Annotated in this window: 17 protein-coding genes; 5 read left to right on the top strand and 12 right to left on the bottom strand. The window is 71.1% G+C overall.

Translation table 11 applies throughout. From position 1 onward, the window contains the following. Positions 1-28 precede the first annotated feature (28 nt). The 5 genes from C6N31_RS03850 to C6N31_RS03870 all read right to left on the bottom strand — a co-directional run bounded on the left by C6N31_RS03850 (position 29) and on the right by C6N31_RS03870 (position 6,291). Positions 29-1,120 (bottom strand): LacI family DNA-binding transcriptional regulator, encoded by a 1,092-nt coding sequence (locus tag C6N31_RS03850; protein ID WP_187144844.1) that lies wholly within the window; start codon positions 1,118-1,120, stop codon positions 29-31. Between the two features lie 34 nt (positions 1,121-1,154). Further along, the gene (locus tag C6N31_RS03855) at positions 1,155-2,822 is read right to left on the bottom strand and encodes a glycoside hydrolase family 13 protein (RefSeq protein ID WP_198357134.1); all 1,668 of its coding nucleotides are present in this window, start codon (positions 2,820-2,822) and stop codon (positions 1,155-1,157) included. 64 nt (positions 2,823-2,886) lie between these two features. Next, entirely contained in the window at positions 2,887-3,798 is a 912-nt protein-coding gene (locus C6N31_RS03860; RefSeq protein WP_138353756.1) for a sugar ABC transporter permease, read from the bottom strand. 12 nt (positions 3,799-3,810) lie between these two features. After that, entirely contained in the window at positions 3,811-4,737 is a 927-nt protein-coding gene (locus C6N31_RS03865) for a carbohydrate ABC transporter permease (RefSeq protein ID WP_232484786.1), read from the bottom strand. A gap of 264 nt (positions 4,738-5,001) precedes the next feature. Beyond that, a complete protein-coding gene (locus tag C6N31_RS03870) occupies positions 5,002-6,291 on the bottom strand; it encodes an extracellular solute-binding protein (protein ID WP_138353754.1) in 1,290 nt (429 codons plus the stop codon). A gap of 340 nt (positions 6,292-6,631) precedes the next feature. On the opposite strand from C6N31_RS03870, the gene pulA reads away from it, so the two are divergent. Next, entirely contained in the window at positions 6,632-12,043 is a 5,412-nt protein-coding gene (pulA, locus tag C6N31_RS03875; protein ID WP_138353753.1) for a pullulanase-type alpha-1,6-glucosidase, read from the top strand. A 51-nt stretch (positions 12,044-12,094) separates the two neighbouring features. Here the strand turns inward: pulA and C6N31_RS03880 are convergent, their stop codons facing one another. Continuing rightward, on the bottom strand, positions 12,095-12,625 hold the full coding sequence (locus C6N31_RS03880) for a GNAT family N-acetyltransferase (protein WP_187144843.1): 531 nt from the start codon (positions 12,623-12,625) through the stop codon (positions 12,095-12,097). A gap of 67 nt (positions 12,626-12,692) precedes the next feature. Here C6N31_RS03880 and C6N31_RS03885 point away from each other — a divergent pair, with 67 nt between their 5' ends. Beyond that, entirely contained in the window at positions 12,693-13,178 is a 486-nt protein-coding gene (locus tag C6N31_RS03885; protein WP_187144842.1) for a GNAT family N-acetyltransferase, read from the top strand. A gap of 4 nt (positions 13,179-13,182) precedes the next feature. Here C6N31_RS03885 and C6N31_RS03890 read toward each other — a convergent pair whose 3' ends face one another. Then, positions 13,183-15,162, bottom strand: coding sequence for a hypothetical protein (locus tag C6N31_RS03890; RefSeq protein ID WP_138353750.1), 1,980 nt, complete (start codon positions 15,160-15,162; stop codon positions 13,183-13,185). A 118-nt stretch (positions 15,163-15,280) separates the two neighbouring features. Between C6N31_RS03890 and C6N31_RS03895 the strand changes: the two genes are divergently transcribed. Next, complete coding sequence (locus C6N31_RS03895; RefSeq protein ID WP_138353749.1) at positions 15,281-15,811, top strand: DUF1203 domain-containing protein; 531 nt, start codon at positions 15,281-15,283, stop codon at positions 15,809-15,811. A gap of 70 nt (positions 15,812-15,881) precedes the next feature. Here C6N31_RS03895 and C6N31_RS03900 read toward each other — a convergent pair whose 3' ends face one another. Together C6N31_RS03900 and C6N31_RS03905 are read right to left on the bottom strand one after the other, a co-directional pair. Further along, positions 15,882-16,403 (bottom strand): hypothetical protein, encoded by a 522-nt coding sequence (locus tag C6N31_RS03900; protein WP_138353748.1) that lies wholly within the window; start codon positions 16,401-16,403, stop codon positions 15,882-15,884. 102 nt (positions 16,404-16,505) lie between these two features. Then, positions 16,506-17,153, bottom strand: coding sequence for a LuxR C-terminal-related transcriptional regulator (locus C6N31_RS03905; RefSeq protein ID WP_138353747.1), 648 nt, complete (start codon positions 17,151-17,153; stop codon positions 16,506-16,508). Positions 17,154-17,415: 262 nt separating this feature from the next. Between C6N31_RS03905 and C6N31_RS03910 the strand changes: the two genes are divergently transcribed. Beyond that, complete coding sequence (locus C6N31_RS03910) at positions 17,416-17,619, top strand: hypothetical protein (protein ID WP_198357135.1); 204 nt, start codon at positions 17,416-17,418, stop codon at positions 17,617-17,619. Between the two features lie 50 nt (positions 17,620-17,669). On the opposite strand, the gene C6N31_RS03915 is transcribed toward C6N31_RS03910, so the two are convergent. Beyond that, the gene (locus C6N31_RS03915; RefSeq protein WP_138353745.1) at positions 17,670-18,959 is read right to left on the bottom strand and encodes a sensor histidine kinase; all 1,290 of its coding nucleotides are present in this window, start codon (positions 18,957-18,959) and stop codon (positions 17,670-17,672) included. Between the two features lie 216 nt (positions 18,960-19,175). Between C6N31_RS03915 and C6N31_RS03920 the strand changes: the two genes are divergently transcribed. Continuing rightward, complete coding sequence (locus tag C6N31_RS03920; RefSeq protein ID WP_138353744.1) at positions 19,176-21,395, top strand: MMPL family transporter; 2,220 nt, start codon at positions 19,176-19,178, stop codon at positions 21,393-21,395. An 81-nt stretch (positions 21,396-21,476) separates the two neighbouring features. On the opposite strand, the gene glnII is transcribed toward C6N31_RS03920, so the two are convergent. Both glnII and C6N31_RS03930 read right to left on the bottom strand, forming a co-directional pair. After that, positions 21,477-22,496, bottom strand: coding sequence for a glutamine synthetase (gene glnII / locus C6N31_RS03925; protein WP_138353743.1), 1,020 nt, complete (start codon positions 22,494-22,496; stop codon positions 21,477-21,479). A gap of 134 nt (positions 22,497-22,630) precedes the next feature. Beyond that, a complete protein-coding gene (locus C6N31_RS03930; RefSeq protein WP_138353742.1) occupies positions 22,631-23,278 on the bottom strand; it encodes a rhomboid-like protein in 648 nt (215 codons plus the stop codon). Between the last annotated feature and the right edge of the window lie 11 nt (positions 23,279-23,289).

Here is a 23,289-nt window from a genome sequence, read left to right on the forward strand (position 1 = left end):
GTCTGCCAGACCCACGCGAGCTCGCAGATCAGACGCCGGTCGGATCCTGTGCATTCGATGTATGCCTTCCGGCCGACTGCTGGACCAGCAGCGGCGGTGCCTGGCTGCTGGGCACCGCGGCCGTCGAACCGCGTACGACCAGCTCCGGGAGGAAGACGAATTCGCTGTGCGGGGCAGGGGTGCCGCCGATCTCCTCCAGCAGCGCCCGCACCGCCGCCTGCCCCATGGCGGCCACCGGCTGCCGGATGGTGGTGAGCGGCGGATCGGTGAAGGCGATGAGCGGGGAATCGTCGAAACCCACGACGGAGACGTCTCCGGGCACCGACAGGCCCTGCTGCCGGGCGGCCCGGATGGCGCCCAGTGCCATCATGTCGGACGCACAGACGATCGCGGTGCAGCCGGACGCGATGAGCGCCGTCGCGGCCGCCTGGCCGCCCTCCAGCGTGTACAGCGAGTGTTGGATCAGTTGTTCGGACTGCTCGGCGGTCAGGCCCAGCACGTCCTCCATGCTGCTGATGAAGCCCTGGATCTTGCGGAGTACCGGCACGAAACGCTTCGGTCCGACCGCCAGTCCGATTTTCTCATGTCCGAGTGCCGCCAAATGGGTGACGGCCAGCCGCATCGCGCCCCGGTCGTCCGGGGACACGAACGGCGCCTTGATCCTGTCCGAGAAGCCGTTGATCAGCACGAACGGCACACCCTGGCCGTGCAGCCTGGCGTACCGCTCGGTGTCGGCGGTGGAGTCGGCGTGCAGACCGGAGACGAAGATGATCCCGGCGACGCCGCGTTCCACGAGCATCTCGACCAGCTCGTCCTCGGTCGAGCCGCCCGGCGTCTGGGTGGCCAGCAGCGGGGTGTATCCGTCGCGGGTCAGCGCCTGACCGATCACCTGTGCGAACGCCGGAAAGATCGGGTTCTCCAGCTCCGGGGTGATCAGACCGATCAGACCCGCGCTGCGCTGCCGCAGCCGGACCGGCCGTTCGTAGCCGAGCAGATCGAGTGCGGCCAGCACGGATTCACGGGTGGTGGCGGATACGCCGGGCTTGCCGTTGAGGACCCGGCTGACCGTTGCTTCGCTGACACCCGCCTGGGTTGCGATGTCAGCAAGCCTTGCGGTCACAGCACCGGATGCTAGGGGACGGATGGCAGCCACGTCAGATCGCCCACCAAATCGTGGTGTCCGCGGGGATGACGGCGTTCGCTCCGTCCGCGGTGAAACCGGCTCCGGCGAGCAGCGCGCGGCCGGGCGCCGGGATCGTGACGGGGGTTCCGCCGACGTTCGCGGTGCAGACGAACGAACCCTCGGCGCTGTCCCGGCGGAACGCCAGCACACCCGACGGCGCCGCCAGCCAGGTCACCTCGGAACCCGCGCCCAGGGCGGGGTGTTCGCGGCGGACGGCCAGCGCCTCGCGGTAGAACTCCAGCGTCGAGGCGGGGTCGCCCTCCTGGGCCTCGACGCTGAGGCCGGCCCAGGCGTCGGGCTGCGGCAGCCAGCTGGGGCCGCCCTCGACCGGGCCGAAGCCGTACGGCGCCGTCGTGCCCGACCACGGCAGCGGTACGCGGCAGCCGTCACGGGTCCCGTCCTGGCCGGCGTTGCGGAAGAACGCCGGGTCCTGGCGCACCTCGTCCGGCAGGTCGGTGACCTCGGGCAGGCCCAGCTCCTCGCCTTGGTACAGGTAGGCGGAGCCGGGCAGCGCCAGCATCAGCAGGGTCGCGGCCCGCGCCCGGCGCAGACCGAGCGCCTGGTCGCCGTCGGCGAAGCGGGTGGAGTGCCGCACCACGTCGTGGTTGGACAGCACCCAGGTGGCGGGCGCGCCGACCGAACCCATCGCGGCCAGCGAGGTGTCGATGACCCGGCGCAGCGCGGCGGCGTCCCAACCGGACGTCAGGTACTCGAAGTTGAACGCCTGGTGCAGCTCGTCGGGGCGCAGGTACAGGGCGCTGCGCTCGACCGTCGGCGTCCACGCCTCGGCGACGGCGATCCGGTCGCCCGCGTACTCGTCCAGGATCTTGCGCCAGCTGCGGTAGATCTCGTGCACGCCGTCCTGGTCGAAGTACGGCATCGACGCGGTGCCCAGCAGCTTCAGCTGCTCGTGGGAGCCGATGTCGGGCAGGCCCGCGGCCTTGACCATGCCGTGGGCGACGTCGATCCGGAAGCCGTCGATGCCCAGGTCCAGCCAGAACCGCAGGATCGAGCGGAACTCGTCGTGCACGGCCGGGTGGTCCCAGTTGAAGTCCGGCTGCTCGGGGGCGAACAGGTGCAGGTACCAGTCGCCGGGGGCGCCGTCAGCGTTTACGGTCCGCGTCCAGGCCGGTCCGCCGAAAATGGACTCCCAGTCGTTTGGCGGGAGTTCACCACTGGCACCCTTGCCGGGGCGGAAGTGGAAGCGCTCGCGGATCGGCGAACCGGGGCCCTCGCGCAGCGCCTGCTTGAACCACTCGTGCTGGTCGGAGCAGTGGTTGGGGACCACGTCCACGATGACCCGCAGATCCAGCGCGTGGGTGGCCCGCACCAGGTCGTCGGCGTCCGTCAGGGTGCCGAACATCGGGTCGACGGCTCGGTAGTCCGCCACGTCGTAGCCGCCGTCGGCCTGCGGGGAGGCGTAGAACGGCGACAGCCACACGGCGTCCACCCCGAGCGACCGGAGGTAGGGCAGCCGGGCGGTGATCCCGGGCAGGTCGCCCATCCCGTCGCCGTTGCCGTCGGCGAAGCTGCGCGGGTAGACCTGGTAGATCACCGCGTCACGCCACCAGTCTCTGCGCCCGGCGTCGGCGGCGTTGTCGGCGGCGGAGCGGGGCGCGTCGGTGAGGTGCTGGCTCATGGATTCCCTTGATGTGTGCGGGGAACGACAGGTGGCGTGGGTGTGCGCGTTGCCGCTGGACGGATCAGGACTTGGCGGCGCCGGCGGTGAGGCCGGAGACCAGGTGGCGCTGGACCAGGAAGAAGACGAGGGCGGCCGGGATGGCGATGATCACCGCGGCGGCGGTCAGCGAACCCCAGTCCGCGCGCTGGTCGGTGGCGAGGGTGCGGATGCCGGCCGCCAGCGTGAAGTTCTCGTTGGTGCTCATGAACTGGCTCGCGTAGGCGACCTCGCCCCAGGCGGTCAGGAAGCTGTAGAAGGCGGTGACGGCCAGTCCCGGCCGGGCCAGCGGCAGGATCAGCCGCCAGAACGTGCCGAACGGGGTGAGCCCGTCGATCCGGCCCGCCTCGTCGATCTCGTGCGGGATGGTGTCGAAGTACCCCTTGAGCATCCAGGCGCAGAACGGCACCGAGATCGTGCAGTAGGTGACGATCAGACCGAGGTAGCTGTCGAGGAGGCCGAGGGTGCCGAGCAGGTTGTACAGCGGCACGATCAGCACGGCCATCGGGAACATCTGCGTCGTCAGGAAGGTCCACATCAGCTGCTTGTGGCCGGGGAACTTCATCCGCGAGATGGCGTAGCCGGCGCTCGCCGACAGCATGACGCCCAGCACGGTCGTCGCGGCCGCGACGATCACCGAGTTGAGGAACCACTTCGGGAAGTTGGTGTGCAGGATGTTCCGGTAGTTCTGCAGGCTCAGGTGGTCGAGGACGCCGCCCGGGTCCGTCCACGCGTTCTTCGGGCCGAAGGAGATGAACGCGATCCACAGCGCCGGGAAGATGGCGATCGCGCTGGCGACCATGAGCGTGGTGTGCAGGGCGACCGAGGCGCCGCGGCCGCGTTCGCCGCGCTGGCGGCCCGGACGGCGGGCGGGCTTCGCGGCGGAGCGGGCCGGGTCGGCGCTTCCCGTGGTGCCGGTGTGGGCTGTTGCACTCATCGTCATGGCTCCTTACGCCTGCTCGGTCTTGGCCTGGTAGCGGCGGTAGAAGGTGGAGAAGACCAGCAGGATGGCGAGGATGACCATGCCGTACGACGCGGCCCCGGAGTAGTCGGACACCCCGGTGAACGCCTTGCGGTAGGCGTAGGTCACGAGGATGTCGGTGTCCCCGCTGTTGTTCTGGCCCAGCAGCAGGAAGATGATCGGGAACATGTTGAAGGTCCAGATCACCCCGAGCAGGATCACGGTGTTGCTGACCGGGCGCAGGCCCGGCAGCGTGATGTTCAGGAACCGCTGCCAGGGGGAGGCGCCGTCCATCTCGGCGGCCTCGTAGAGCTCCTGGGGAACCGACTGCATGCCGCCGAGCAGGGCGACCATCATGAAGGGTACGCCCGCCCAGACGTTGACCATGATGACGGCGACCTTCTGGGCGAAGGGGGTGCCCAGCCAGTCCTGGGCCGGCAGTCCGACCTGCGTGATCATCGAGTTGAACACGCCGTACTGCGAGTTGAGCATCAGCCGCCAGGCGAAGACGCTGACGAAGGCCGGGATGGCCCACGGCAGGATCAGTGACAGCCGGTAGAAGAGCCGGAACCGCACCGGGCGGTTGAGCAGCAGCGCCATCCCCATGCCGATGGCGTAGGTGAAGGCGACGCAGGTCACCGTCCAGGTGACGGTCCAGATGAGCCGGGGGTAGAAGTCACCGTCCTGGCCGGAGATGATCTTCCAGTAGTTGTCGAAGCCCACGATGTCGTACGACGCCGGGATGTGGACGGGGCCGATGTTCTTGGCGACCGTCATCTCGTTGGCGTTGGTGAACGACAGATAGGCGCCGTAACCCAGCGGGTACAGCACCAGGACGCCGATCACGATGACCACCGGGGCGACCATGGCCCAGGCGTACCAGTGCTTGTCCCACGACCGCTTGAAAGACGTCATGAGGCCGGCGCGCGGGGCCGTGCCGCGCGATTGCCTGTCAATGGTTGCGGTGGTCATCACTCATCGGCTCTTTCCACGATTACGGATGATGGTGCGAGTGGTGTCGCGGCCCCGGAGCGCCCCTCGGAACGGGGCGGGCGGGGTGGCTCGTTCCCCGGGGCCGCGCGTCCGGCCCGGCCCGGACGGCCGGGCGCGTGGGCCCCGGCCCTCCCAGGAGGAGGACAGGGGCCCCGGCCGACCGGACCGGAGTCTGGTGCCGCTGGGCTACTTGGTGAAGCCCGGCAGGAGCGTGGCGAACTCGGAGGCCGCCGCGTCCAGTCCGGCCTGGACCGAGACCTGGCCCTGCAGGATCTTCACGTACTGCTGCTGGAGCGGGGTGAAGAGGCTGCCGACCTGGGCGAGTGCCACCCGCGGGCGGGCGGTGTCCATGATGCTCTTGAAGCCGGCGATCTTCGGGTCGGCGGTCACCGCGGGGGTGTAGGCCGAGGTGCGGGTCGGCAGGGTGCCGGTCTTGGTCGCGATCGTGACCTGGCTGGCCGAGGAGGTCATGAACTCGGTGAACAGGTAGCTGGCGTCCAGGTTCTTGGAACCCTGGTAGACCGCGAGGTCGTGACCGCCGGTCGGCGCCTGCGGCTTGCCGGTGGAGCCGGCCGGGACCGGGGCGTAGCCGAGGTTCGACTCCTTGCCCTTGAAGGCCGAGCCGCTGATGTCGTCACTGACCGACCAGGGGCCCTGGATCAGCATGGCGACCTTGCCGTTCTTGAACGAGGTCTGCATGTTGTCGTAGGCGCTGGCGAAGTCGACCTTCGCCGAGGAGGTGTCGTAGATCTCCTTGGCCTTGGTGACCGCCTTGACGGCCTCCGGCGAGTTGATCGTGATCTTCTTGGCGGCCGCGTCGGCGAGGTCGGTGCCCTCGCCGAAGAGCAGCGGCATCAGGAAGTACGTGTCCGGGTTGACGTAGGTGCCGGTGACCCCGGTCTTGTCCTTGATCGTCTTCGAGACGGAGATGAACTCGTCCCACGTGGTCGGCGGCTTGGTGATGCCGGCCTTGGCGAAGAGCTCCTTGTTGTACAGCAGGCCCAGGGTGTCGGTGACCGACGGGACCCCGTAGGTCTTGCCCTCGTACTTGGTGGTGTTGAGCGGGCCCTGCGTGAAGTCGCCGGTGTCCTTGAGGGCGGCGGTGCCGTCCAGCGGGGCGATGTAGTGGTTGGAGGCGTACTCCGGGATCAGGCCGACATCGGCCCGGACCACGTCGGGGGCGCCCTTGCCGCTCTGCGCCGCCGTCTTGAACTTGTTCTCCACGTCGGAGAACGGGACGTTGACGTACTTGACCTTGATCTTCGGGTACTTCGCCATGAAGTCCTTGATCAGGCTCTGGTAGACAGGCGCCTCGTTGGTGGCGTCCGAGGTGTCCCAGTACGTGATGTCCCCGGAAACTCCGGCCGGGTCCTTCGCCGCGTCCCCGGTGCTCTTGTTGTCGCTGCTGCCGCCACAGGCGGTGGCTCCGAGAACGATGGCCGCGGCCATCGCCACGGCGGATATGCCGCGTCGCATACCTGTCTCCTTGGTGAGGGTAAAACCCGGTTCACCCTGGAGTGGGTGATGCGCGCCGCTTGTGCTGTGCGGCTGCTCGGGCTGGGCAGGAACGTAACAGCGATGTAAGACCTTGCGAAAGAGCCTGCAAGAAAGTTTCCGCAGGGTCTGCCGAATGTGACATCCCCGTTACCTGCGGATGTCCGGTGCAGGCCCAGGGCCTGAAGAAGTCCGTTGCAAGGTCTTGCTGCAAGGAGCGGGCAGCGATAGCGTCCGCAGCGCCCGGCGGTGCTGCCGGGCGGCCGCGGGACTCGGCGCGTAGTGCCCCGGCACGAGCTTTCCGTATCGAGGAGACCCGCCCGTGTCCGTACCCGCACGCATACGACGTGTGGCAGCGACGGTGGTGTCGGCGCTGCTGCTGGCCACCGTGCCGGCCGCCGTGCCCGCCCTGGCCGCCGCGCCACCCGCCCCGCCGTCCGACGCGGCGCTCGCCGCCCAGCCGGCCCGCCACGACCTCACGCGTGAGCAGTTCTACTTCGTCCTGCCGGACCGCTTCGCCAACGGCGACACCCGCAACGACACCGGCGGGCTCACCGGCTCCCGGCTGGTCACCGGCTACGACCCCACCGACAAGGGCTTCTACCAGGGCGGCGACCTCAAGGGCCTGACCGGGAAGCTCGACTACATCAAGGGGCTCGGCACCACCGCCATCTGGATGGCGCCGATCTTCAAGAACCAGCCCGTGCAGGGCACCGGTAAGGACGCGTCGGCCGGCTACCACGGCTACTGGATCACCGACTTCACCCAGGTCGACCCGCACTTCGGGACCAACGACGACCTGAAGAAGCTCATCGCCGCCGCCCACGCCAAGGGCATGAAGATCTTCTTCGATGTCATCACCAACCACACCGCCGACGTCGTGGACTACAAGGAGAAGGCGTACTCCTACCTCTCCAAGGGCGCGTTCCCGTACCTGAGCAAGGACGGCACGCCCTTCGACGACTCCGACCACGCCACGGCCGCAGCGGGCAAGGACTTCCCGGCGGTCGACGCCGACTCCTTCCCGCGGACCCCCGTCGTGGCGCCGGAGAAGAAGAACCTCAAGGTGCCGGCCTGGCTCAACGACCCGGCGATGTACCACAACCGTGGCGACTCCACCTACGCCGGGGAGAGCACCGACCAGGGCGACTTCTCCGGCCTCGACGACCTGTGGACCGAACGTCCCGAGGTCGTCCAGGGCATGGCGAAGATCTACGAGAAGTGGGTCAAGGACTTCGCGATCGACGGCTTCCGGATCGACACCGTCAAACACGTCGACCTGCCGTTCTGGACCCAGTGGGCCACCGCGCTGGACACGTACGCCGCCCAGCACGGCCGGAAGAACTTCTTCATGTTCGGCGAGGTCTACTCCGCCGACACGGCGATCACCTCGCCCTACGTCACCCAGGGCCGGCTCGACGCGACCCTGGACTTCCCGTTCCAGGACGCCGCCCGCTCCTACGCCTCCCAGGGCGGCTCCGCGGCCAAGCTGTCCGGCCTGTTCGCGCAGGACTACCGGTACACCACCGACAAGGCCAACGCCTACGAGTCGGTGACGTTCCTCGGCAACCACGACATGGGCCGGATCGGGACGTTCCTGAAGCAGGACAACCCCGGCGCCACCGACGCGGAGCTGGTGCGGCGGGACCAGCTCGCCAACGAGCTGATGTTCCTCAGCCGCGGCAACCCCGTCGTCTACTACGGCGACGAGCAGGGCTTCACCGGGGCCGGCGGCGACAAGGACGCCCGGCAGACCATGTTCGCCTCCCAGGTCGCCGACTACCTCGACGACGACGAGCTGGGCACCGACCGCACCCACGCCAGCGACGCCTACGACACCGCGGCGCCGCTGTACCGGACGATCGCCGCGCTCTCGAAGCTGACCAAGGAGAACCCGGCGCTGCGCGACGGCGTGCAGACCGAGCGGTACGCGGCCGACGGCGCGGGCGTGTACGCGTACTCCCGTACGGACCCGAAGGCGCGGACCGAGTACCTGGTCGCGGTGAACAACGCGGCCGAGGCGAAGACCGTGGCGGTGCCGACCGGCGCGGCCGGGGCGGACCTCCGCGCGCTCTACGGCGCCACCGGCACCCTGCACAGCGGCGGCGACAGCAAGGTCACCGTGACCGTCCCCGCGCTGTCCACCGTCGTCTACAAGGCGGACAAGCCACTCGGCGCCCCGGCCACCCGGCCGTCGATCGCGCTGCGGGCCCCCGCCGCCGGCGCGACCGGCACCGTAGAGATCTCCGCCGGCGTGACCGGCGGGCAGCTCGACCGGGTGGTCTTCGCCGCCCAGGTCGGCAACGCCAAGTGGCAGGTGCTCGGCTCCGCCGACCACGCGCCCTACACCGTCACCAAGGCGCTCGACGCGGCCGTCCCCGCCGGGACCGCCCTGCGCTACAAGGCGGTGGTCACCGACTCCGCAGGCCACATCAGCAGCGCGACCGCCGCCACCACCAGCGGCGCACCGGTCCGGCCGACGCCGCCCAGCGCCGTCTCCCGCGACTACGCGGTCGTGCACTACCAGCGCACCGACGGCGACTACACCGACTGGGGCCTGTACACCTGGGGCGACATCGCCGACGGCGAGGGCACCACCTGGCCGGGCGGCAAGCCCTTCTCCGGGCGCGACGCCTACGGCGCCTTCGCCTACGTCAAGCTCAAGCCGGGCGCGTCCAGCGTCGGCTTCATCGCCGTCGACAAGAACGGCGTCAAGGACACCGACGCGGACCGGTCCGTCGACCTCACGAAGACCGGCGAGGTGTGGATCAAGCAGGGCAGCACCGAGGTGCTGAACGCGCCGCCCACGGGCGCCTACCCGCCGCAGGACACCACCAAGGCCGTCCTGCACTACCAGCGCGCCGACGGCGACTACGCCCACTGGGGCCTGCACACCTGGACCGGCGCCGCCACGCCCACCGACTGGACCAAGCCGCTCCAGCCGACCCGGATCGACGCCTATGGTGCCGTGTACGAGGTGCCGCTCGCCCCGGGTGCCACCTCGCTGAGCTACATCCTTCACAACGGCGACGCCAAGGACCTGCCCTCCGACCAGTCCCTGGACCTCGCCTCCAGCGGGCATGAGGTGTGGCTGTTGGCCGGCACGCAGAAGTACCTGCTCCCGCAGCCCAAGGGCACGGGCGGAGACCTCGACCTGAGCAAGGCGCAGGCGCAGTGGATCGACCGCGACACCGTCGCCTGGCACACCGACGCGAGCGCCTCCGCCAGCCAGCAGCTCGTCTACGCCCCCGACGGCGGCATCACCGTCAAGGACGGCGCCCTGTCCGACGAGGGCCACTGGCTGCGGCTGTCACCGGTCGCCGGCGGCCTGACCGCCGCCCAGAAGGCGAAGTACCCGCAGCTCAAGGAGTACGCGGCCTTCACCGTCGACCCACGCGACCGGGACCGGATCGGTGCCGCGCTGCCCGGCCAGCTCATCGCCACCCAGCGCGCCGCGAACGGGGCGCTGCTCGCCGCCACCGGTGTGCAGACGCAGGGGGTGCTCGACGACCTGTACGCCGCGAAGGCGCAGCGCGCGGCGCTCGGCCCGGTCTTCGACCACGGCCGGCCCGCCCTGTCGGTCTGGGCGCCCACCGCGCACAGCGTCGCGGTGGAGATCGACGGCAGGACCGTCCCCATGCGGCGCGACGCCGGCAGCGGCGTCTGGTCGGTGACCGGCGGCCGCGACTGGACGGGCAAGCCGTACCGGTACGCGGTCACCGTCTGGGCGCCGAGCGTCCAGAAGCTGGTCACCAACCTGGTGACCGACCCGTACTCGGTCGCCCTGACCGCCGACTCCGCCCGCAGCCTCCTCGTCGACCTGGCCGACCCGAAGCTCGCCCCCAAGGGCTGGCAGCGGCAGGCCAAACCGGCGGCGGTGCCGCTGGCCCAGGCGCAGATCCAGGAGCTGCACATCCGTGACTTCTCGGTCGCGGACACCACCGTCCCGGCCGCGCAGCGCGGCAAGTACACCGCCTTCACGGTTCCCGGTTCGGCGGGCATGACGCATCTGCGCGCGCTGGCGAAGGCCGGCACGGACTATGTGCACCTGCTGCCCGCGTTCGACTTCGCGACCGTCCCGGAGAAGACCGCCGACCAGGCGGTCCCGGACTGCGACCTCGCCTCCTTCCCGGCCGACTCCGAGAAGCAGCAGGAGTGCGTGGCCAAGGCCGCGGCCAAGGACGCCTACAACTGGGGCTACGACCCGTACCACTACACGGTCCCCGAGGGCTCCTACGCCACCGACCCGGACGGCGCCGGCCGCACCACCGAGTTCCGGCAGATGGTGCAGGGCCTGAACAACGCGGGGCTGCGGGTGGTGATGGACGTGGTCTACAACCACACCTCCGCCTCCGGCCAGGCCGACACCTCGGTCCTCGACAAGATCGTGCCCGGCTACTACCAGCGGCTGATGCCGGACGGCTCGGTCGCCAACTCCACCTGCTGCTCCAACACCGCGCCGGAGAACGCGATGATGGGCAAGCTGGTCGTCGACTCCCTCGTCACCTGGGCGAAGGAGTACAAGGTCGACGGCTTCCGCTTCGACCTGATGGGCCACCACCCGAAGGCGAACATCCTCGCCGTCCGCAAGGCGCTGGACGCGCTGACGCTCGCCAAGGACGGCGTCGACGGCAAGAAGATCATCATGTACGGCGAGGGCTGGAACTTCGGCGAGGTCGCCGACAACGCCCGCTTCGAGCAGGCCACCCAGGCCAACATGGCCGGCACCGGCATCGCCACCTTCAGCGACCGGGCCCGCGACGCCGTACGCGGCGGCAGCCCGTTCGACGCCGACCCCGGCGTGCAGGGCTTCGCCAGCGGCCTCTACACCGACCCCAACTCCTCGACCGCCAACGGCACCACCGCCGAGCAGAAGACCCGGCTGCTGCACTACCAGGACCTCATCAAGGTCGGGCTCACCGGCAACCTGAGCGCGTTCACCTTCACCGACTCCGCAGGCAAGCAGGTGCACGGCTCCGAGGTCGACTACAACGGCCGGCCCGCCGGATACGCGGCGGCACCGGGCGACGCCCTCGCCTACGTCGACGCGCACGACAACGAATCGCTGTACGACGCCCTCGCCTTCAAGCTCCCGGCCGCCACGACGGCCGCCGACCGGGCCAGGATGCAGGTGCTCGCCGAATCGACCGCCATGCTCTCCCAGGGCCCGGCGCTCTACCAGGCGGGCAGCGACCTGCTGCGCTCCAAGTCCCTGGACCGCAACTCCTTCGACTCCGGTGACTGGTTCAACGCCATCCACTGGGACTGCGCCACCGGCAACGGCTTCGGCCGCGGCCTCCCGCCGGCCGCCGACAACCAGTCCAAGTGGCCGTTCGCCAAGCCGCTGCTCACCTCACCCGCGCTGCACCCCGGCTGCGCCGAGATCACCGGCGCCTCCGCCGCCTACCAGGACCTGCTCAGGATCCGCTCCACGGAACCGGCCTTCGCCCTGACCTCAGCGGCCCAGGTCCAGGACCGGCTCTCCTTCCCGCTGTCGGGCCAGGACGAGACCCCGGGTGTCATCACGATGCGCCTCGGCGACCTGGTCGTCGTCTTCAACGCCACGACCACCGCCCGGACCCAGCGAGTCCCCGCCCTCACCGGCACCCCCTACGCCCTCCACCCGATCCAGTCCACCGGCTCCGACCCGATCGTCAGAACCGCCACCTACGACAGAACCACCGGAACCTTCACGATCCCGGCCCGCACGGTCGCGATCTACACGAAGCGATAACCGCGCGGAACGACGGACAGGGCCCGCCTCCCACCCGGGGGGCGGGTCTCGTCAGTCGACGAGCCGTTTCTCCAGGAGGGTTACCGCGTACCTGCTGCCCTTGCCACCGTCCTTGAGGGGTTGTTCGCCGGTCACGGTGTAGCCCGCGGACTCGTAGTACGCGCGCAGGCGGGGGTTGGTCGAGACGCAGTCCAGGCGGCTCAGGGTGCGGCCGGTTCGGGTGATGCGGTGTTCAGCGTGGGTGAGCATCGCGCGGCCGAGGTTCGGCGGGGCGGTGGCGCGGTCGGTCATCAGGCGGTGGATGTAGCCCGCGACCGGGGGCTGCGGGCCCCAGGCGGGCTCGTCGTCCCACCACAGTTCCCAGCCGCCGACCGGGGCGGCGGCGCCGGTGTCGGCGAGCCAGACCTCGCCCTCCTTCATACGGAGCAGGAAGTGGTCCTCGCTCTTCTGGCCGGGCTTCCACTGGTCGATGCCGTGCCGCTGCATCCAGCGGGCGGCGCCGTCGTACAGGGCGACGAGGGCGGGTACGTCGTCCTCGGTGGCCTGCCGGAAGATCACACCGTCTCGTTGAAGATCGCTCATGGCCGCCATTCTCACCCGGAGCCCCCGGCCCGGAACCGGCCACCCCCGAGGGGACGTCCAGGGGATCATGAACGCCATATCCGTCACGATCCGTGACGCCGATCCCGGTGACCTGGACAGCATCGCCGACGTGCACCGCAGGGCCCGCGCCACGTACTACGAGGGGCACCTCCCCGAGGAGGCGTACAACGGCCCCGACGAACTGCGCCGCTGCCGGGAAGGCACCGAGCGCGCGATCGGGTCGGCCGACCGCAAGGTGCTCTGTGTGCTGCGCGAGGACCGGGTGGTCGCCTTCGCGGTGCTCGGCTTCCGGCCCGGCGAGGAGAAGCTCTTCCAGTTCCACGTCGACCCGGAGCTCTGGCGGGCGGGCCTCGGCAGCGCCCTGCACCGGGCGTGCGTCACGGCCTGGCAGGACGCCGCCGTGACCGCCGCCCGGCTGGAGGTCTTCGAGCCCAACCAGCGGGCCCAGGCGTTCTACGCCCGCCAGGGCTGGGCCGAGGACAGCCACGTGGACGACCACGTCACGATGTCCCTGGCCGTCCCCAGCCGCTGAGTCGCTACCCCAGCGCGTCCAGGGTCCTGCCGGTCGTCAGCCGGCCCGTCAGCTTGGCGTTCGCGCCGCGTTCCGCGCGGACGGCGAGCAGCGGGCCGTCCGCGCTCGCGCGGACGCCGCCGGTGGCCGAGACCTTGGTGACCTCGCGGCTGCCGGCCGCGAGCAGGAACCAGTGGCCGGCCGGGGACTTCCACATGACGCCGGCCAGCACGTGCTGGCCGAACCGGCTGCACGCGTTGGTGTCCTCGGCCTGTGCGGCCACCGCCGCGAGAGCGGTCGGCGACGAGCCGGGGGGCTGGAACTGCACCATCGCCTGCCCGGCGCCGCGCCAGGTGTCCGTCCGCGTGCACACCCACGACGCGGGTGCGCCGCCCTCGGGCAACCGCTGCTCGGCGAACTCCCAGTTGTTGACGGCCCGTACGCCCTGGCCGCGCAGCGCCCCGAGCCGGCACGCGCTGTGCGCCCAGTTCAGCAGGGCCTGCGACCCGGTGGCCTCGCGCGGCTGCCGGGCCGGGGCGGACGTGCCGCCCGGCGGCGGGGTGTACGTGAGATGGACCGGGGTCAGATCGCCCAGGTCCGTCAGCAGGAACGAGTGCTGTTCGACGATCTTCGCCGAGGAGCGGAACTGCAGCACCGGCCACGCCGTCCCGCACTGGCCCGCAGGGGCGCCCGCGCCCGGAGTGCGGACGGGGTCGGTGACGCCATCGGCCGCGACGTGCAGGGGTTGTCCGGCACGGTTGGGCTGGAGCAGGTCGCGGGTCTGCGCGTCGTCGACCCAGGGGGCGGTCAGGAAGCGGGTGTTGCCGTCGACGCGGCCGACGACGACGGCCGCACCGGTGGTGACGTCCGCGTCGTCCACCCGCGCGAAGTCCAGCGCGGCGAAGCCCTTGCCGTCCTGCGGCTCCGCGTACCGGACGATCCGCATCCCGTCGTAGAGCACGACCACGGCCGCCTCGCCCACATCGCCCGCGTACAGCAGCTGCGGGGGCTGGGCGGGCAGGCCGCGCGAGGTGCCGGGGGTCGCCGAGACCTGCACCCGCTCCCCGGGCCGCGACCACACGGCGAGGGCGCGGCGCAGCAGGTCGGTGTCGTCCTTCCGGCCGCCCCGGGCCGGCCACGCGGTGAAGTCCATCCGTGCCGTGTGCTCCCACAGCGCGGTGTCGGCCCGTACCAGCGCCGACGACTCCAGCGGGCTCGCGGATCCGGCGGGCGTCCCGGAGGCGTACGAACCGGGGTCGCCGTCGTCGGAGCCGGCCAGCGGCAGCAGCACCGCCGCGACCACCACGGCCGCGACCGCGAGGCCCGCGGCCCGCATGTGCTGCCGGCGGCGCAGCAGATCGGTCGGCCGCGCCTGCACCGTGCAGGGATCGAACTCGCCCCCGCCGAGCAGCGCCCGGACCGGCTCGCCGCCCTCACCGGCGGCCGCGGCCGCCTCGGCGACAGCGGTGCGGGGATCCGCGACGCCCGCCGCGGCCAGCACCTGCCGCACCTCGCGTTCGGCCAGCCCCTCCAGGGCGCTCAGCGCGAACGCGGCACGGGCGGGACTGCCGAGCGCGGAGAGCGAACGGTCCAGGGCGAGTTCGTCCGTACCGCCCGCCTTGGGGTGCAGCCGCAGCCCCCACACATGTGGCAACGGCAGCCAGCCGCGCGCCTCGTGGGCCCGCTTCCGCCACCCGTCCTCCGCGCCGTGCGCCACCGCCCCGCGCAGCACCTCCTGGCGCACCAGCGCGTACGCCGGATCGGGCGGGCCACCGCGCGGGCCGCCCGCGTCCGCGGCGACCGGGTCGGGCGCGCGCCGCCCGCGCGGCAGCGCCCGCTGCACGAGGGTGTGCGCGGCCAGCACCCTGCGGTGCCGGCCGAGAGCGGCCGGCAGCGTCAGATACGCCAGCCGCACCAGGTGCGGATAGTTCTCGACGATCGAGGCCTCGGCCTCCTCGACCTCGACCTCCACGGGTCCGGCCGCTGTCGCTTCCGATGTGTCCACACGCCGTCAAACGAGTGAATGGTGCGATGGTCACTCAATGCGCCGCGCGCCGCGTCCCCCACAGCGCGACGTCCGATTCCCGCCGGATCCCGGCCGCGTCCGGAGCGATCGTCGACCCATGACCATCACCCACGGGACCACGGCCTTCCGCACCTTCGCCATCGACCCGGCCCTGCTCACCCGCCTGCGGGACACCGACGACGCGGGCCGGGCGCCCGAGCTGAGCACCGACGAGGAGGGCGGCGCCCCGCTGCGCTGCTGCCTGCGGCACGCGGCGCCCGGCGACCGGATCGCGCTGCTCTCGTACGCTCCGCTGCGTCACTGGGCGGCGGAGACCGGCGCGAACCCGGGCCCGTACGTGGAACTGGGGCCGGTGTTCGTGCACGCCGACGCCGACGGCTGCCCCGGCCCGCCGTCCGACGCCGGCTACCCGCCGGCGATGCACGGCACCCAGCGGGTCTTCCGCGCCTACAGCGCCGACGGCCGCATCCTGGGCGGGCGCCTCGTCCGGATCGGCCACGACGAGGCGGCGGCGGGCGCCGCGGACGCGGAGCTGGCCGCGATGTTCACCGACCCGGAGGTCGCCCTCGTGCACGTCCGCGCAGTGGGATTCGGCTGCTTCCTGTTCGCGGTGCGCCGCGCGGGGTGAATCCCCGGACGTGTAAAGGTGCGGGCGCGTGCCAGGCGTCGTGGGCCAGGCGGGACTTTCGCAATACGCCCTAGTGGCCCGCGGTGAGCTTGACGAGTACGACGGCCGCGCCGATCGCCGTGTCCAGCGTGCCGGCGACCAGCGCGGCCACCATGCCGCCGCCCATCCGGACACCGGCGAGGAAGCCCCAGGCGAAGAGCCCGACGACATCGACCGTTGCGGCGGCGACCAGGGCGGTGTGCAGGGCCATCGCCCCGGTCGCGGACACGCCGATCAGGATCAGCGGGCCGGCTGCGCTGAGCAGCAACGGGCTGCTGACGTAGAGCAGTCGGCGGAACTCCGGCCAGGTGGTGGAGCGGTGGTGGACGGCCCGGTGCCCCTGGTCGTCCGCGACGAGGGTGGCCAGCCACAGGCCGAGCGAGGTGGCGGCGACGGACACGGCCGCGTCGCCCGCCGCCAGGTCGTCGACCATGGTGAGGCCGACGACGACGGCGATCATGGTGATCGTCGCGTAGATCCGTTCCTTGAGCCGTTCCGCCATGGTCTCGGTGACGTCCTCGGCAGGGACTCCGGGGGGAGGTGTCTCGTGCATCCGGTCAGTCGAGCACGGCGGCGGCCGCCCGCGGGGCGGCGCCGCGCAAGGAACTCAGGACGGGTCCGGCCCAGGAACGGCCGGGCTCAGGAACGGTCCGGCTCAGGAACGGTCCAGGTAGGCCAGCACGGCCAGCACCCGGCGGTTGTCGTCGTCGGACAGCGGCAGGTCGAGCTTGGCGAAGATGTTGGACGTGTGCTTGGCGACGGCCCGTTCGGTCACCACCAGCCGCTCCGCGATCGCGACATTGGACCGGCCCTCGGCCATCAGACCCATCACTTCGCTCTCGCGCGGCGTCAGCTGTCCCAACGGCTCATTGCGTACATTGCGGGCCAGCAGCTGCGAGATCACCTGCGGATCCATCGCCGTACCGCCGCCGGCCACCCGCCGCACCGCGTCGATGAACTGGTCCGCGTCGAACACCCGGTCCTTCAGCAGATAGCCGACCCCGCCGCTGCCGTCGGCCAGCAACTCCCGGGCGTACAGCTGCTCCACATGCTGGGAGAGCACGAGCACCGGAAGGCCGGGGATCTCGCGCCGGGCGTACAGCGCCGCCTGCAGTCCCTCGTCGGTGAACGACGGCGGCAGCCGCACATCCACCACCGCTACGTCCGGCCGCAACTCCACCAGGGCGCGCTGCAGTTCCGGCCCGTTGTCGACCGCGGCGGCGATCTCGAAGTCGTACGCCTCCAGCAGCCGGACCAGTCCGTCGCGCAGCAGGAAGAGGTCTTCGGCGAGGACGACGCGCACGGCAACTCCAGGGTGGCGGGGGGCGGGACGGTGCTGGGCCCCGCCGCGCTGTCGGCGGGGCCCTCCCGGCGCAGCCAGCGCTGATGGGATACGGCCACCGTAGCGGCCACCTCTGACAACCGGTCCGAGCGGGCGGATCCCACCCCGCCCCTTCACACCCGTCACACCACCTCGCACCCGTCCCGTACGCGACAGTGAATCTTCATCCAGCTCTTCATCCCGCCTCACACGGCTGTCACACCGCTACTCCACAGTGAGGGGCATGTCCGTCCCGCCACCGTCCGCCTCCGACCAGAGTCCGGTGTCCGCGGCGAACGAGGCGATCCGCCGCTTCGTCCGGGAGCGTTCCAACGTGGCCTGGACCCGGGCCGAGCTGGCGGAACTCGACCGGCTCCGCCGCGCCTGGCGCCGAGCCGGATGCGGCGACCGGACCGGCGACCGGACCGGAGACCGCAGCGGCCCCTGACCCGATACGGGGTCGGAGGCCACTCGCGACGTGAGGTCAACGGTCCGGCGCTAGCGCACCTGGTTCGCCGCCGGGGCGGCCGGCGCGCACGGGAGTTCCATCGTCACCATGGTCGGGCCGCCCACCGGGCTGTTCACGGCCAGGACCCCGTCGAACGCGCCGAGCCGGCGTTCGATGCCCTGCAGACCGGTGCCGCGGGAGACATCGGCGCCGCCGCTGCCGTCGTCGGTGACCGAGACCCGGAGCATGCCGTCCTCGTGCCGCAGATCGATCCAGATGCGCTCGGCGCCCGAGTGCTTGGCGGCGTTGGTGAGGAGCTCGGAGACGGTGAAGTAGGCGGCCGACTCCACCGGCGCCTCGAAGCGGCCGGCCAGGTCGACGTTGACGTCGGTCGGGATCGGGCCGCGCAGCGCCAGCGCCCTGACGGCGTCGCCGAGTCCGCGCTCCGCGAGGACCGGCGGGTGGATGCCGCGCACCAGGTCACGCAGTTCGGTGAGGGCGTCGGCGGAGGACTGGCGGGCCTCGGAGAGGATCTTCCGGGCCTTCTCCGGGTTCTGCTCGAGGAGGTGCTCGACGATGCCGAGGTTCATGCCCATGGCGACGAGCCGGGCCTGGGCGCCGTCGTGCAGGTCCCGTTCGATGCGCCGGAGCTCGGCGGCGGAGCTGTCGACCGCGTCGGAGCGGGTCTCCGCCAGCCGGGCCACCCGCCGCTTGAGCGCCTCCTCCTGTGCCGCCGGGGTGGGGGCGAGGAAGGCCCGGGTGAGCAGGGCGTGGCGGTGCAGCAGCGTCGGGGAGAAGCGCAGACCGAGCAGGATCCAGACGGTGCCGAGCAGGGCGGCGAGGACGGCCGTCGTCTGGTCGGAGACCGGGATGAACGCGTACCAGTACGTCCCGCCCGCCGTCACGATCGGCCGCCACACGGAGGCGGCGAGCACCCAGCCGAAGGCGCCCTCCAGGAACAGCCCGGCCGTGAGGTACGCGAGGATCGCGCCCGCCGTCATGTCGACCAGCAGCCACTGCAGGTCACGCCAGGTGGCGGGGTCGGTCAGCACCCACTCCAGCCGCCGCCAGCTGCCGGCGATCCCCGGCCGGAACTCCGGTGCGGGGCGGTACGGGCGGGCGATCTCGACACCCGACCAGCGCAGCGCCAGCTCCCGGCGGTGGTCGGCCCGGTCGCGCACCCTGGCGATCATCCACGGGGTGGTGAAGATGCCGACGCCGAGGCTGATGAAGGCGATCGACAGCACGGCGAACACGAAGAGGACGATCGACTCGACGAGGCCCAGTACTGCCAGGGCGAGCCCCCTGATACCTGCGAGTCCCGCGTTGCGGATGTTCATGGCCGCCCTCCCCGTTCGGTCCACCGTCTGCGTCGCCATCTTGGCACCACCCAGTCTGCCGACGGCGTCCGCGCAGGTCACTGGCGGTGGCCCCCCAGGGGGGTGTACCTGGCGCCACCATCGCGACCGGGGGTCTGGACGGCTGGGGCCGGCAGCGCCGAATTCCTACCTTCAAGGGGTCGGAAAAATCTACTGAATCCTTGGGGGAGCGACGAGATGAAGGACAATCTCGCGGCACGGCTCGGTGCGTGGAGCGCCGGTCACCGCAAGACGGCGATCATCGGCTGGCTGCTGTTCGTGGTGGTGGCCTCGGTCATCGGCGGCATGGTCGGTACGACGCAGATGAAGTCGTACGAGAACGGCGCCGGCGATTCGGCCGCCGCCGACCGGATCCTGGCGGAGCACGGCCTGGAGCACCCTGCCGGGGAGATGGTCCTGGTCCGCTCCGAGGGCCCGGGACAGTGGAAGGCGGCGGCGAAGGCGGTCGCCGAAGGGGTCGGCGCCACCGGCGAGGTCGGGACCGTACAGGCGGCGCTGCCGTCCCAGGACGGCCGTTCCGCGCTGATCCGCTTCGAGATGAAGGGCAAGCAGGAGGACGCGGGCGACCGCGTGCAGCCGGTGCTCGACGCCGTGCAGAAGGTCCGCGACGGCCATCAGGACGTCCTGATCGACGAGTTCGGGGACGCCAGCGCCGGCAAGTGGCTCGGCGACGTCATCACCAAGGACTTCGCGAAGGCCGAGTGGACGGCCGTCCCGCTCGCGCTCGGCATCCTGCTGGTCGCCTTCGGCGCCCTGGTCGCCGCGCTGCTGCCGGTCGGGCTCGCGGTCACCGCGTTCATCGGGGCCGGCGGCCTGCTGGCGCTCGGCAGCCACAAGCTGCACATCTTCGAATCCACCAGCTCCGTGATGCTGCTGATGGGCCTGGCCGTCGGCGTCGACTACTGCCTGTTCTACCTGCGCCGCGAGCGGGACGAGCGGGCCACGGGACACGACGCCGAGACCGCGCTGCGGATCGCCGCGGCCACCAGCGGCCGGGCGGTACTGGTCTCCGGGCTGACGGTCATGGTCGCGATGGCGGGCATGTTCCTGTCCGGCCTGCTGCTCTTCAAGGGCTTCGCGATGGCGACGATCCTCGTCGTGTTCACCGCGATGCTCGGCTCGGTGACGGTACTGCCCGCCCTGCTGTCACTGCTCGGCGACCGGGTCGAGCGGGGCCGGCTGCCGCGCTTCGGCCGCGCGTCCCGGGCCCGCCGTGCCCACAGGAGCCGGCATCCCGCGGGCCGTATCTCCGGCGCCGTGCTGCGGCCCGTCATCGCCCGGCCCAAGATCTTCGCGGTGCTGGGCGCCGGAGTGCTGCTGGCGCTGGCCGTCCCCGCGCTGGGGATGCACACCGAGTCGCTGGGCATGGACAAGCAACTGCCGGCCGACGCCCCGCTGCGCACCGCCTTCGAGCAGATCACCACGGACTTCCCCGGCGGTCCCGCACCGGCCAGGATCGTCGTGCAGGCCCCGGACATCGAGGCGCCCGGCGTCAAGGCCGCGATCGCCGGCTTCACGGCGAAGGCCGCCGCGTCGGACGAGTTCGGCAAGGGCGTCACCACCGCGGTCCACGCGGAGCAGGACATCGCGGTGATCGAGGTGCCGCTCGCGGGGAACGGCAGCGACGCCGTCTCCGAGCACGCCCTGGCCACCCTGCGCGACGACCTGGTGCCGCACACCCTGGGCCCGGTCGCCGAGCACGCCTACGTCACGGGTGATCTGGCCGGTTCCGTCGACTTCAACGGCCAGCTGAAGAGCGGCATCGTCCCGGTCTTCGTCTTCATCATGGGCGTGACGTTCCTGCTGATGCTGTTCAGCTTCCGCTCGGTGACGGTGGCGGTCACCTCCATCCTCCTCAACCTGCTGTCGGTGGGCGCCGCGTTCGGTGTCATGACCGCGGTCTTCCAGCACGGCTGGGGCGCGTCCCTGGTCGGCACGGAATCGGTGGGCGCGATCGAGGGCTGGATGCCGCTGTTCGTCCTGGTGGTCCTGTTCGGCCTGTCGATGGACTACCACGTGTTCGTCGTGTCCCGGATCCGCGAGGCCCGCGACCGGGGGATGAGCACCACCGAGGCGGTCCGCGACGGGGTGCGCTCCACGGCGGGCGCGGTCACCAGCGCCGCCGCGATCATGGTCGCGATCTTCGCGGTCTTCGCCACGCTGTCGATGCAGGACATGAAGCAGATGGGCGTCGGCCTGGCCGTGGCGGTGTTCCTGGACGCCACCGTGGTGCGGGTGCTGTTGCTCCCGTCGGTGATGGTCCTGCTCGGCGAGCGCAACTGGTACCTGCCGCGGTGGCTGGGCCGGCTGCCGAAGATGTCCCATGGCGAGGAGGCCGTCCCGGCCCCGCCCGCCCGGGACGCGTACGCCGCGGGCGCGCCCACCGGCGTCCGCTGAGCACCACCGGCGACAGCACAACGGCTGAGGGGCCCGTCGACTCGACGGGCCCCTCAGCCGTTGTCATGCAGCGGTGAAAGCTCAGACCTGGCCGGCCTTCTCCAGCGCGGTGCAGCAGGTCTCGACGATGAGGCGGGTCACGACGTACGGGTCGACGTTCGCGTTCGGACGCCGGTCCTCGATGTAGCCCTTCTGCTCGACCTCGACCTGCCACGGGATGCGGACCGAGGCGCCGCGGTCGGAGACGCCGTAGCTGTACTCGTTCCACGGGGCGGTCTCGTGCAGACCGGTCAGGCGCTCGTCGATGCCGGCGCCGTAGTTCTTGACGTGGTCGAGCGGCTTGCTGCCCTCACCGAGGGACTCGCAGGCGGTGATGATCGCCTCGTAGCCCTCGCGCATGGCCTTGGTGGAGAAGTTGGTGTGCGCGCCCGCGCCGTTCCAGTCGCCCTTGACCGGCTTCGGGTCGAGGGTGGCGGAGACGTTGAAGTCCTCGGCGGTGCGGTACAGCAGCCAGCGCGCGATCCACAGCTGGTCGGAGACCTCCAGCGGCGAGACCGGGCCGACCTGGAACTCCCACTGGCCGGGCATGACCTCGGCGTTGATGCCGGAGATCGCCAGGCCCGCGGTGAGACAGTTCTCCAGGTGCTTCTCGACGATGTCGCGGCCGAAGATCTCGTCGGAGCCGACACCGCAGTAGTAGCCGCCCTGCGCGGCGGGGAAGCCGGCGACGGGGAAGCCGAGCGGCCGGGCGCCGTCGAAGAAGGTGTACTCCTGCTCGATGCCGAAGATCGGCTCCTGGCCGGCGAACTGCTCGGCGATCGGGGTGAGCAGCGCACGGGTGTTGCTCTCGTGCGGCGTCATGTCGGTGTTGAGCACCTCGCACATGACGAGGACGTCGGCGCCGCCGCGGATCGGGTCCGGGCAGGAGAACACCGGCTTGAGCACGCGGTCCGATGCGTGACCCACGGCCTGGTTGGTGCTGGAACCGTCGAAGCCCCAGGTCGGGAGCTCGGCGCCGTCGGCCAGGATCCTCGTCTTGGAGCGAAGCTTGGCGGTCGGCGAGGTGCCGTCGATCCAGATGTACTCAGCCTTGTAGGTCACGGGGCGCCATCCTTTAACAAGCCACTGTCTTCGCGGGTGCAGTAGTGCACTGAAACGAGGGGTGTCGGCCGAGCGCCGTTGATCGAGCCGGTGGCAGCATGGCAAGAACGTTTTTCCCGGCTGTGTCCCTTGTGTTAACCCCGTGTGAACGCACCGTTGTGACCTGCGCCCAGACCGAGCAGCACTGCTGCCAGATGCCCGGCGTCGGTGAACGTACGCCCCTCCCGCACCAGGGGTCGCACGACGAGCCCCAGGACGCCGGCCGCCGCCACCGCCCGTGCGGCGCGGTGCGGGAGCGAGGCGGCGGCGGCCCCGAGCACCGCGTTCAGGCCGTAGCTGGCTCCGACGTCCACCGCCGACCGCGTCTCCTTCGAGGCGTCCGTGGCGCGGAGGCCGCCGTATACCAACAGGCTCGCCCCGAGGTGGCCGAACGCGAACACCGCGGCCGTCCGGCGCGATCCCCAGACGGTCTCGGCCCCGCCGAGAATGCCCAACAGTATTGCCCCGTGCGCCGGATCGAGGGGCTCTTCCACGAGAAACGCGCTGGTCAGAAGGGTGTGCCAGCGACCGGCCCGCAGGTTGTCGACATTGGTGGAGTGCGCGCGCAGCACCGCCTGGCGGTCCGCCTCCGGCAACGGGCGCAGCGCGTACGCCCCGGACTGCACGGCGGCCACATAGGCCGAGGACGCCCAAGGCGCCCTGCGGGCGAGGGCGAGCGGCCGGGCGCCGGGGCGGCCTCCAGAGGTTCCGAGGCGGCGTCCGGGGAGATCAAAGGTGGGCATCGGTCCATCAT

It is taken from the genome of Streptomyces fildesensis, assembly GCF_016107395.1.
GTDB classification, from domain to species: Bacteria; Actinomycetota; Actinomycetes; order Streptomycetales; family Streptomycetaceae; genus Actinacidiphila; species Actinacidiphila fildesensis.